10 protein-coding genes are annotated in these 12167 nt (G+C 55.7%); 5 read left to right on the top strand and 5 right to left on the bottom strand.

The genetic code is table 11. The annotated features are described in order from the left end of the window. Window positions 1-19: 19 nt before the first annotated feature. The 5 genes from A4E19_08675 to A4E19_08655 all read right to left on the bottom strand — a co-directional run bounded on the left by A4E19_08675 (window position 20) and on the right by A4E19_08655 (window position 4858). Window positions 20-838, bottom strand: a complete 819-nt coding sequence (locus A4E19_08675) for an acyl-[acyl-carrier-protein]--UDP-N-acetylglucosamine O-acyltransferase (GenBank protein OQW30815.1) — start codon at window positions 836-838, stop codon at window positions 20-22. A gap of 114 nt (window positions 839-952) precedes the next feature. Further along, window positions 953-1405 carry a 3-hydroxyacyl-[acyl-carrier-protein] dehydratase FabZ gene (locus A4E19_08670; GenBank protein ID OQW30814.1) on the bottom strand — a complete coding sequence of 151 codons (453 nt, stop codon included), beginning with the start codon at window positions 1403-1405 and terminating at the stop codon, window positions 953-955. Window positions 1406-1436: 31 nt separating this feature from the next. Continuing rightward, the gene (locus A4E19_08665) at window positions 1437-1979 is read right to left on the bottom strand and encodes a hypothetical protein (protein OQW30813.1); all 543 of its coding nucleotides are present in this window, start codon (window positions 1977-1979) and stop codon (window positions 1437-1439) included. A gap of 19 nt (window positions 1980-1998) precedes the next feature. Next, window positions 1999-2571 carry a hypothetical protein gene (locus A4E19_08660; protein OQW30812.1) on the bottom strand — a complete coding sequence of 191 codons (573 nt, stop codon included), beginning with the start codon at window positions 2569-2571 and terminating at the stop codon, window positions 1999-2001. A 13-nt stretch (window positions 2572-2584) separates the two neighbouring features. After that, window positions 2585-4858, bottom strand: coding sequence for an outer membrane protein assembly factor BamA (locus A4E19_08655; GenBank protein ID OQW30916.1), 2274 nt, complete (start codon window positions 4856-4858; stop codon window positions 2585-2587). Between the two features lie 533 nt (window positions 4859-5391). Here A4E19_08655 and A4E19_08650 point away from each other — a divergent pair. From A4E19_08650 to A4E19_08630, 5 genes are all read left to right on the top strand, one after another. Next, window positions 5392-6276: a UTP--glucose-1-phosphate uridylyltransferase gene (locus A4E19_08650; GenBank protein OQW30915.1), complete on the top strand. Its 885-nt coding sequence runs from the start codon at window positions 5392-5394 to the stop codon at window positions 6274-6276. 248 nt (window positions 6277-6524) lie between these two features. Next, window positions 6525-9023: an endopeptidase La gene (locus tag A4E19_08645; GenBank protein OQW30811.1), complete on the top strand. Its 2499-nt coding sequence runs from the start codon at window positions 6525-6527 to the stop codon at window positions 9021-9023. 9 nt (window positions 9024-9032) lie between these two features. After that, window positions 9033-10079, top strand: a complete 1047-nt coding sequence (locus A4E19_08640; protein ID OQW30810.1) for a hypothetical protein — start codon at window positions 9033-9035, stop codon at window positions 10077-10079. A gap of 9 nt (window positions 10080-10088) precedes the next feature. Beyond that, on the top strand, window positions 10089-10595 hold the full coding sequence (locus tag A4E19_08635; protein ID OQW30809.1) for a hypothetical protein: 507 nt from the start codon (window positions 10089-10091) through the stop codon (window positions 10593-10595). A gap of 14 nt (window positions 10596-10609) precedes the next feature. Continuing rightward, window positions 10610-12028: a hypothetical protein gene (locus A4E19_08630; protein ID OQW30808.1), complete on the top strand. Its 1419-nt coding sequence runs from the start codon at window positions 10610-10612 to the stop codon at window positions 12026-12028. The last annotated feature ends 139 nt before the right edge of the window (window positions 12029-12167 follow it).

Below are 12167 nucleotides of genomic sequence, written 5' to 3'. Positions count from 1 at the left end.
ATGGTCATCGTGACAGGGGCTAGACGGGTTGATCGAACTCGCGTTCCATATCGAGGCTCACCGCCCGGGAGATTCCGCGTTTAGTACCTTCCATGAACATGAGAATCTTGGCGACGTCGGCCTGCCCCTTAAATTCCTTCTTCGCCAAGCGAATCGCCTCCGCCGTTCGATGCCCCTCCCGAAAGAGTAAATCAAACGCTTTTCTCAGCAAGGCGATACGGTCCGCCGAGAAGCCGTGCCGTTGCAAGCCGACGGTGTTGAGGCCATACAGATGTGCTCGATATCCCCCAGCGGCGAACGTAAACGGAGGAATATCCTGACCGATGGCGCAGCAGCCGCCGACCATGACGTACTCTCCGATGCGCACAAACTGAAGCACACCGGTCAACCCCCCGATCACGGAATGATCCCCGATGGTGATATGTCCCGCGAGGCTCGCCGCATTGGCCATGATAATCTGATCGCCGAGCCGGCAATCGTGCGCGACATGTACGTAGGCCATCAGAATACTCTTGGAGCCGAGCGAGGTCACCCCGCCCCCTTGAACGGTTCCCCGGTTGATCGTGACGTACTCACGGATAATGTTCTCCTGACCGATGACCACTTTTGTGGGTTCCCCTTTATACGCCAGATGCTGAGGAGGCCCTCCAATGGAAGCAAAGGGATGCACTTCATTCCGCTCCCCTATCTCCGTCCATCCCTCTATGTTCACATGCGAGAGGAGTCGGCTCCCTTTCCCGATCGCCACGTGCTCTCCGACGACACAAAATGGCCCAATCTCGACGTCATCATCGAGCGTCGCCTTGGGATGGACGATAGCTGTTGGATGTATCTTCACACATGCCCCCTTATGGTAGCGTCAAACATTACCGGCCGTTGGCCAACCACTGGATCACTGCCTTGTCCACCACTTTCCCCGACGGTTCAGGGGATTCCGGAGCGATGGAACCGCTTACCGTGTTTCCGTCTTCTCTTCCATCACCATCGCCGTCACCACGGCTTCACAGACCACTTCGTTGTCCACGTACGCTTTCCCTTGCATCTTCCAGAATGGCGGACGCTTCTTGAGTACGTCGATCTCAAACCGAAGCTGATCGCCCGGGACCACTGGACGCCGGAATTTGGCCTCCTCGACACCGGTCAGATACATGATCGTCTTCCCGACCGTTCCTCCCGACTTGAATACCAACACACCACCTGCTTGCGCCATGGCTTCGATAATGAGCACTCCCGGCATCACAGGGCGTCCTGGGAAATGGCCTTGAAAGAACGGCTCATTGATCGTCACATTTTTGACTCCAATGATCCGCTTATGCGGTTCAAATTCTTTGATTCGATCCACCAGCAAGAACGGGTACCGGTGCGGAAGTAACGCCTGAATTTCAGCCTGCTCGACCGCTGCCATTGGCTCTGCCTCCTCTCTGTCCCGAATAGGTTTACGGGTTCTGCCGATCAAACTCCTTGATGACCGAGTCCGTGACGTCCAACGCGGGTTGATAATAGAGGACGATGCGGATGAACGCCTCGTTCCCTTTGTCGAAGATTGCCGCGTAGCCCTCTTTCTGAGCCACCGCCCGCGCGGCAGCGGCGATCTTTTGCGCATATTCCGCGACCATCTCGCGCTGTTTTTGCTGCACTTCTCGATTGAACTCTTGAAGACGACGCTGATACGCTTCCATTTTTCCCCGTAATTGCTCCTCTTTCTCTTGCTTCGACTGATCGGTGAGCTTGGCGTTCGGATCTTGCAAGGACTGATCGAGATCCTTCAGTTCCTGCTCATCGGCGCTGATGATCTTTTGCCTGGTCATGGAATATCCCTTCATATCTTCCAAGGCCAGCTTCCCGGCCTTCGTTCGTTCCATCACCAGCTGCTGATCGATCACTCCGACGCGGACCGCCTCCCCTGCGTAGAGCGGACCCCCCCCCTGCGTCAGCAATACCACGATGCCCAGCCATGTCGCCCGCATTGCACCCGTCATGACGTCCCTCCCTCAGAAACTAGGGATATTCTTTGTTGAACTCTTCAATGACCGGCCCTGAAATGTCCAGACTCTCCTCATGATAGATGGTCGTCCCTCCCTTCGTCTTGTCGACGACAACCTGCAATCCGAGACGCTTGGCGACCTTCGCGGTGACGGTTTCAATCTTGTCGCGAAACCCTTCCAGAACGTCTTTTTGTTTTTCCTGGACTTCCCGATTCAATTCCGACGCCTTTTGCTGATATTCCTGCATGCGGCGCCGAAACTGTTCTTCCCGCTCCCGTTTCGCGGCGGGGCTCAAAACGGAAGACTGTTTGACAAAGTCCTCCTCCATTCGCCGCAATTCCCGTTCTTCCAATTCCATCAAGGCCTGCCGATTTTTCGAGAAGGAGGTCAGATTGTCTTTCGCCTTTTTGCCGGCGCTCGTCTCGTTGAGCACGCGCTGAGAATTGATCACGCCGATCTTCCCGTCGATTTTGCCTCCGCTTGCGGCACACCCGCCTAGCACTAGCATGGCGGTGACCGCCGTCGACATCAATGTCCATTGACACCGACCCGCCAATGGCCACCGTTTTCCACATCGATCCACCACGTCAAGGCTCCGACTAGAATAACGTCCCGATCGTAAACTCGAATACGCCAAATCGTTCACCGGTCCTTCGATCAAGGTTGAGTCCATAGGCGACACGCAATGGGCCGAAGGGAGAGATCCAGCGTCCCTCCAAGCCGGCCGCCGATCTTAAGTCGAGCGACAACGGTTCGTCGTCGTCAAACCCTTTTCCATAGTCAAAAAAGAGTACCCCGTTCAATTTTGCTTCGGAAGAGATCGTAAAGATCAGTTCATTGCTGAAAATTAATTGCTTGGCCGCACCGAATGGCGCCCTCGTCGTGGGAACGACGGGACCGGCCCTCCCGAAGGCAAACCCACGCATGGTATTGATGCCGCCCACAAAGAAGCGTTCACTGAGCGGGATCTGTGTCCCACCGAGTGCTTGAACCTCGCCGAAGCGCGCCCGCAGCGACACTCTCATGTCAAACGGAAGCGGAGTCACCTTGATCACATCGACGTAGTACTTGATAAAATTGTTGGACCCTCCCATAAGAGGCGTTCCGATATCAAACCCTCCACCGATACGCCAGCCGGAGCGAGGATCGAGGTAGTAGTCTCTGGTGTCACGGAACAAGGCAAACCGAAATCCCGTCGATGACTGTGTCCCCAATTGGCGGCATACGATCGGAACCAGATCAGGACAAATGCCGAATTGAGGGTCTTTGAACGTGATTTGCTCCCCAAAGATGCTGACGCTCCCCGTTACATATTCCGACAACCAGCGGCCGAGCGTGACGTTTCCGCCGGTTCGGTTCTCAAAATAGGACAGGAAATTCGTCTGCGTGAGGTAGCCGTCTATTTGCAATGACGTCAACGAATCGTACAGGTAGGGATTGCGGAAGGTAATGGACCCAAGTTGTCTTCGTTGGCCCAGCTGGCCGCGAATGCGTCCCAGATAACCGTACCCGCCTAAATTTCCTTGCGTGATATCGGCAATCGCGACCAGTCGGTCCAGCGTACTGAACCCACCGCCGAGGCTGAACATCCCGGTCGGTTTTTCTTTCACACGCACGTTCAGATCCACCTTGTCGGGCGCGACCTGATTCGGCAGTATTTCGACGGTCTCGAAAAAATTCAAGTTATTGAGCCGTTGAAAACTGCGTTTCAGAGAAGCCGTATCGATCACATCCTGTTCATCGACTCGTATCTCCCGTCGAATGACATTGTCCCGCGTTTTGTCGTTGCCATAGATATTGATCTGCCGGATCCGCATCATCTCCCCTTCTTTGATATTGAAGATGATACCGACCGTCCGTTCCTCATTATTCGGATTGACACTGGGCGTCACTTCGGCAAACGAGTACCCTTTGCTCCCATACAAATCCGTGATCCGCGTGATCTCATCTCGGATCTTGGCACGCTGAAAAATCTCCCCCTCCTTGAGCCTCAATCCTTCTCGAAGCTCGGGTTCTTCAAACACCGTATGCCCTCGAAACCCTATTTCTCCTATCGTAAACGGCTCTCCCTCGGTAATGGGGTACGTGACAATGAACCATTTGTTATCTTCGGTCAGTTCCACCGACGGCTGACCGACGCGAACATTGAAGTACCCCTTATTCAGCAGCACTTCCCTGATCCGCTCCACATCGTTGGTCAGCTCGTCGCGCTTCAAGACACCCGCATCGGACACCATCGATGGCAGCTTGAGCTTCGTGAAGAACCCGTACCAAGGGATCCATTCCCGAGTCGCCATGACAGCCAACATCTCGTTCTTCGTGGCCGCACGCAGTCCTTCGAAGATGACCGTCTTAATCCTGGCCTTCTCTCCCTCCGTAATATGGAAGGTCAGACGTTTCCGATCCCCGTCTAACGTCTCGATCACGGGAACAACTTGTGCGTTGTAATATCCGTCATGCTGGTAGGCCAGGCGGATAGTCTCTGCGCTTTCCTTCACCTGCTGTTGATCAAGAAATGTCTGGTTCTTGATGGTCGTTTTTTCCTTCAATTTCTCGTCGGTCAACTGTTCATTGCCGTCGAAAACGATCTCGGTAATGAACGGTTTCTCCTGCACGACAAAGGTCACCGCCATCCCCTGAACGACCGATTCGGTTTCAACCTGCACATCCTCGAAGAAACCGGTGTCGTATAAAATCTTCACTTGTCCGCGTACATTGTCCGGCGTGTAGCGATCGCCGACTTTCAGGGTGAGCCGACCGGCAATCGCCGGAACTTCGATTCGTTTGGCTCCCCGAATCTCGATCGAGGCGACCTTGAGTTCTGGAACCTGTGCGAGTGCTTCGAGCACGCTCCATAATATGGAGACGACCATGGCCGCGACCACGAACGATCGAGGTCTGTAGACGACATGCTCGATCACCGATAAGGATTCCTGTGACGAAGCATGGAGATGGTGGATACGGTCGGAACCATCACTGAGATCCTCTCCGTTATCGACGCACGTCAACTATTTGAACAGACGTCAAGTTGTCCCGCTCTGGAGAATGCACCCCGCCGCGAACGTACTCACATCGAGCCTCCGCGCGAGGCAGCTCATCGCTCGCATCTCCTCACACCACCCGTCCGCGCAAAAACTTCCGGATTATATTGAGGTCATCCCGCATTGTAAAGAAGCGCCCGCTCCCTGAAATGCGCGCATCCTCCTGGCCTGATCCGAACGTCGCCAAGCTCTCGCATTAATCCTGAACCTCACTCGCCATTCCAGAGCAGCGACACGCCACACACCTCGTTCGTGAGTATCGCCCGTATCTGTTCGCAACGACGACCACCTCACTTTCCATGCGATGAGTTCGTCGGTTTCTTGACTTCACACACCCCATCACATAGTATCCTTCCATGTCACGTCTGACTGTCAGAAAAGCGGTCATTCCCGCCGCCGGTCTTGGCACACGATTCCTTCCCGCCACTAAGGCATCTCCGAAGGAGATGCTGCCGCTGGTCGACAAGCCCCTCATCCAATATACGGTTGAAGAAGCGGTGGCCTCGGGTATCGAAGACATTATCGTCATCACCGGCCGTGGGAAACGCGCCATTGAAGATCACTTCGATCGATCCGTCGAGTTGGAAGAAAACCTGAAGGGCACCGGGAAGAGTCAGGTGCTCCATCAGATCCGTCAGATCTCGAACCTTGCCAATTTCTGTTATGTGCGACAATCCGAAGCCCTCGGCTTGGGACATGCCGTGTTGTGCGCGCAACACCTGATCGGCGACGAACCCTTCGCCGTCATTCTCGGGGATGAGATTATCGATGCCGATGTCCCGGGACTCGCACAATTGATCCACGTTTATAAAAAACGCCATGGAGCGGTTCTCGGGGTTCAGGAAGTTCCCAAGGCGGACGTCAGCCGGTACGGGATTGTGACCCCGAAGCGCCTGGCTCACGGTCTGCATCGGGTTGAGGATTTAGTCGAGAAGCCGTCACCGACCGATGCTCCATCCACCCTGGCCGTGATCGGCCGATATGTCCTTCCTCCGGAAATTTTTCCGATCCTGAGAAGGACCGCTCCTGGGAAAAATGGAGAAATTCAATTGACTGATGCACTCAAGACGCTTGCAAAAAAATCTCCGATGTATGCCCTTGAAGTAGAGGGACAGCGCCATGATGCTGGAGACAAGCTGGGCTTTCTGATCGCCACCGTTGAGTTCGCATTGAAGAATCCGGCATTGGGTGCAGAATTCCGCGACTACCTTTCGACCAGAATGCATACCGCACATAATCGTCGAGGATGATCCCATCGTCGTGGTGGGCGCTCAGTCGCGAAATTCCCGGCAACGACCATTCTGTACCCGACGTGATCGCGAACTGATCGTTGAATCTGGTGCACCGCGCCACCCAGATCGGTCATCAGGTCCAGGATGCCCCCTGCAGCTTATGGGTGACGCGCTTCATGTTGTACGGACGCGTGACGAATGGTTCCAAAATCTGGTTTGTCGAGTTCGCCATCTCTTTATGGGATAGATAAAGAACAGGCAGGCACATGACCGACCCAAACGAACAAGAAATTCAGCCTCCCCAAAATATCGAGGTTCCCGGCCAGCTCCCGCTCTTACCGGTGCGGGATATCGTCGTCTTTCCATACATGGTCCTGCCGCTTTTCGTCGGACGAGATATGTCGATCAAAGCCATCGAAGCGGCCCTGGCCGGCAATCGGATGATCTTCCTCGCGACTCAAAAAGCGCTCGATGTCGAGAATCCCACTCCAAAAGACATCCACGCGATCGGCACCGTCGGTCTCATCATGCGGATGCTGAAGCTGCCGGATGAACGGATCAAGATCCTGGTGCAGGGCATCGCCAAGGCTAAGATCACCAAATACATTCAGACCGACCCATACTACTCCGTTCGGATCGACAAGCTGATCGATACGAAGCCGACGGCCACGGCTCTCGAGGCGGAAGCCGTCATGCGGACCGTGAAAGAACAGATCGAGCGAATTGTGAGCCTAGGGAAAGTCTTGATTCCCGATGTCATGGTTGTCATTGAAAACCTTGAAGAGCCTGGCCGATTGGCCGACATGGTGGCCTCCAATCTCGGCCTCAAGGTCGATGCCACCCAAGCTGTCCTGGAAATCTCCGATCCGATTCAACGCCTTCGCCAAGTGAGCGACATTCTCGGGAAGGAAATCGAAGTCCTCTCCATGCAGCAAAAGATCCAGGCCCAAGCCAAGGGTGAGATGGACAAGACCCAGCGGGAGTATTTTCTGCGGGAACAGCTGAAAGCCATTCAAAAGGAGTTGGGGGAACTCGACGAGCGGGCGGAAGAAATCACGGAATTCCGCAAGCGGGTCAAAGACGCAAAGATGCCCGAGAAGGTGTTGAAGGAGACCGAAAAACAACTGAAGCGTCTGGAGAAAATGCATCCGGATACCGCCGAATCCGCGACGGTGCGGACCTATCTCGAATGGATGGTCGAATTGCCATGGTCCAAGCGGTCGAAGGATAACCTGGATCTGAAGGCTGCCGCCAAGGTGTTGAACGAGGATCACTACGACCTCGAAAAGGTCAAGGAGCGAATCCTGGAATATCTGGCCGTCCGAAAGCTCAAAGAGAAGATGAAGGGGCCGATCCTCTGTTTCGTCGGCCCACCGGGAGTCGGAAAGACTTCGCTGGGGAAATCGATCGCCCGCGCATTGGGGCGTGAGTTCGTACGGATCAGCCTGGGCGGCGTACGGGATGAAGCGGAAATTCGCGGGCATCGCCGGACCTATGTAGGTGCCTTACCGGGACGGATCATTCAAGGCATGAAGCAAGCGGGCACCGGCAATCCCGTGTTCATGCTCGACGAGGTGGACAAAGTCGGAATGGATTTTAGGGGCGATCCCTCGGCGGCCCTGCTGGAGGTTCTGGATCCGGAGCAAAACAGTGCGTTCACCGACCATTACCTCGGAGTTCCTTTCGACCTCACTGAAGTCATGTTCATCACCACGGCGAATCTGATCGATCCGATCCTTCCCGCGTTGCGCGACCGCATGGAGATCATCGAAATCCCGGGATATACCGAAGAGGAAAAACTCGGTATCGCCCAGAAATACCTGATCCCGCGCCAGCTCGAAGAGCATGGGATTACAGGCAAACATGTCCGCCTGACGGAGCCGGCGATCCGCCAGATCATTTCGCACTACACGCGGGAAGCCGGAGTGCGGAATCTGGAACGCGAGATCGCCAACGTGATGCGCAAGGTCGCGAAGAAAGTCGCCGAGGGCAAAGGCCAAGGGTTTCCGATCGACCCATCCAACCTCCATAAATATCTCGGCGTGTCGAAATATGTCCCGGAAGCAGAGCTGGAAAAAGATGAAGTCGGTGTGGCGACCGGCCTCGCGTGGACGGAGTCGGGAGGCGATGTCCTTTATATCGAGGCGACGGTAATGAAAGGGAAAGGCCAGCTGACGCTCACCGGCCACCTGGGAGATGTGATGAAGGAATCCGCTCAAGCGGCACTGAGCTATGTCCGCTCACGAGAAAAGACCTTGCATCTCAACCCCGGCATGTTCAGCAGGCAGGACTTGCATATCCATGTCCCGGCCGGAGCCATCCCCAAAGACGGCCCCTCGGCCGGCATCACGATGGCGACCGCCATCGCCTCGGCATTCTCCGGCACGCCGGCGAGACGTGACTTGGCGATGACCGGAGAAATCACCTTGCGCGGCCGTGTCCTCCCCATCGGAGGGCTCAAGGAAAAAATTTTGGCTGCGAAGCGGGCGAAACTCACCACGGTGATTCTCCCGCGTCGAAACAAGAAGGACCTGGAAGAAATCCCCAAGCATCTCCTCAAGGGTATTCAATTGGCTTTTGTCGATACCATGGACGACGTCATGAAGATTGCCCTCCGCCGAAGAGTCAAGACATCACCGGTCGCCAAGAGGCACTCGACTCCTCCTACGCCGGCCCGTATCCGACCTTTACGACCAGGGAAAGGCCGGCGATCGCCTGAACTTCCGGCGACGGTGATGGCAAACCGGCGGCCAGCCCGGTCATAGGATAGTGCCGTGGCCCGTCGTCAGGCCGACGCCTCCATCCATGAATTTGCGCTCATCCGATCGCTCGCAGACCGATTTGCCCATCGCGCACCGGGTCTCGTTCAGGGCATCGGCGATGATGCAGCCGTCATTGAGACCGCTTCCCAGGCCTGGTGGCATTTCACAACGGATTTGCTTGCCGAAGGGGTCCACTTTGACCTGAAATCGACTCCCCCTGAATCCGTCGGATACCGGGCGGCCATGGCGAATCTCAGCGATATCGCGGCAATGGGCGCCGTCCCTCGCTATCTGCTCGTTTCGCTTGCCATCCCAAGAACATTCAAGCAGTCGTATATCTATGTGCTGTACCGCGGTTTGATGAAGGCCTGCCGCCCCTATGATGTGGCGCTCATCGGTGGAGATACCTCGGCCTCCAAGGCCGGACTCTTTCTCAGCATCACCTTGGTCGGCACAACGAACGAACGTCGGGCGCTTTTTCGCCACGGGGCCAAAGCGGGAGATCGCATCTATGTCTCGGGTACGTTGGGTGACTCCCTGGCGGGTCTTCAGCTTTTGATGAGCAGCACCTCCTCCTCTCTCCGCCGGGGAAAGCAGAAAACCGAATTTTCGCGCTCCCATCGGCAATTTCTCATCCGCCGACACACCCACCCCGCTGCGAGAGTGGCGGAAGGCCAGTGGCTGAACGATCGACGACTTGCCTCCGCCGCCATCGATCTGTCCGACGGCCTCTCCGGAGATCTTCGGCATCTCTGCGATGAAAGCAAGGTCGGCGCCGAGGTTGAGCTCGGAAAGATCCCGATCTCACCGGCCTGCCGAGCCTATGCACGGGCGATCGGAGTCTCGCCGATTCGGCTCGCACTAGCCGGCGGTGAAGACTATGAGCTTCTGTTCACTGCATCGCCGCACAACTGCGATAAGATTGATCGGCAAGCACGAGCACGAGGTTACCGCATGACGCACATCGGAACGATTCGCCCGCATCGGTTCGGCATTCAAATGACATCCGAGGGTCAGGCCCGGCCTATGCCAGTCACCAGTTACGAGCACTTCCGCTGAAGTCCTGATATGGCTCACCAGAACTCAGCTCGGGGGAACCGATCATTCCGAGCGCTTCTGCGCCAAGTCCTCCATTTACAAGAGTCACCGCATCGCACCGCGCTGGCGTTTGCGCTGGGCGTCTTCATCGCCTTCTCGCCGACCTATGGTCTTCATACGGCCATGGTGGCCTTGTGTACCTGGCTCTTCGGTCTTAACTTTTTAGCCTTGTTGACCGGAGCGCTGATCAACAATCCTTGGACGCTCATTCCTATCTTAGGTGCGACCTATTGGACGGGCGCCTTGCTATTAGGACGCACCGATGCACCAACGTTCGATTGGCATGATCTGAGTTTCAACGGCATCTATGAGCAGGTTCTCCCCTACGCCGGTCCATTTATGCTCGGAGGACTGATTCTCAGTGTACTCGGAGCGGCAGTATCATACCCGGCTGCCTACTTTCTCATCACGAAATACCGCCATGCGGCCGGTGCTTCCACGACTGAACCGTTGCCGCCTTCGGACCGGGTGGGCTAAGATGTCCGTTACCCATGGAATCAGTAGACCGGCCCGACGCTCCGTATGATGGCTCTGCGCTTATTGCCGATCCCATCCATAAGTACGTCACCTTTACCGTTCCGTTCGCGAACCCCGATCCTCACGAGCATACCGAGAAAGACTTGATCGATTCTCCATGGGTTCAGCGGCTGCGATACATCTACCAGCTGCAGAGCGCCCGCTGGGTCTATCCCTCGGCTGAACATACCCGGTTCGTCCATTCTTTGGGAACGATGCACGTGGCGGGGCGATTCGCCCGACATCTGTATCCCTTTCTCAAGAAAGCCGTCAAAGACGTGCCCTCGGCCAACTTTGTCGAAGCATTCTTACGGGTGACGGCCTTGGTGCACGATATCGGGCACGGACCCTTTTGCCATTTCTTCGATGACAATTTTCTCCATGCCCATGGGCTCACCCATGAACGGTTGGGGCAAATCATCATCCGTGAACATCTGGCCCCTCTCATCAGGAAGATCCGACGAAGTCCCTCCGGCCCCTTCGCGAAAGGGGAGGAACTGAATCCCGACCAGATCGCCCACCTGATTCTCAAGGAGAAGGGTAAGGACAATTCCCGCCTGCCTCGCTGGTTGAACATGCTTCAGCCTGTCATCTCAGGCAGTTACACGGGAGACAACCTGGACTATGTTTTAAGGGACTCGTATATGTGCGGCGTGGCGGTCGGTCCGGTGGATCTGACGAGATTGATACATTATACGATCGTGACGGAGAAAGGGTTCACGATTCACAAAACAGGGCTTCCGTCCCTTCAAATGTTTCTGAACACCAGGATGTATCTCTACTCCAATGTCTATTTTCATCGAACCACCAGAGCGATTGATATCCATCTGCGGGATATCTTCGGTCAGACAATGAAGCTGCTCTGCCCCGAGGATCCGCGCAAGAACATGGACCGGTACCGTATCCTGACCGATTGGTCGCTCTTGGAAGAAGTCCGCGAATGGAAACAATCCCGACACAAAGCTCGCAGACAACTAGGACAGGAGTGGGCACGGATCTTGGGCCGGGACGTCAAGTGGAAAATGGCGTACAGCACGACGCTGAAAGAAAAAGGACAAGAGCGCGGCATGACATTTCCCAGCCATCGTCACTTTGAGCAGCTGATCGCCAAAGAACTGCCTTCCGGCCTAAGGCGGCTGCCGTTTCGCGTGGACATGGCCTTACTGGATCCACGCCCAGACCCCAAGGACCGCCGGGGAAATCCACTCTATGTGTACGATCCCGGGACCGGCCAAGTCTCTTCCGAACCGCTGGAAGAGTTCTTGGATCTTCTCCCCACGAGACTCATCCAATTTCGAATCTATTCTCTCGACCACCATCACGACGCCGCACTCTCGCAAGCTGCCGCCACCGTGCTCAACAAGACACCGACCAGCCTCGAATCCAACTACTGAACGATCGATGCCTCAATCGTCATGGCGTGAACATCAATACAGGCGAATCCTCCAGCTTGGCTGCCAGGGACCTCTCCCCACAAGGGAAAGGCTCAGATCAGCGTCCGCCGCGGTACTCGCGCGGCATCCATGAGGACTT

Source organism: Nitrospira sp. SG-bin1 (genome assembly GCA_002083365.1).
GTDB lineage: Bacteria > Nitrospirota > Nitrospiria > Nitrospirales > Nitrospiraceae > Nitrospira_D.
This window is presented reverse-complemented; position numbering and strand designations above follow the sequence as displayed.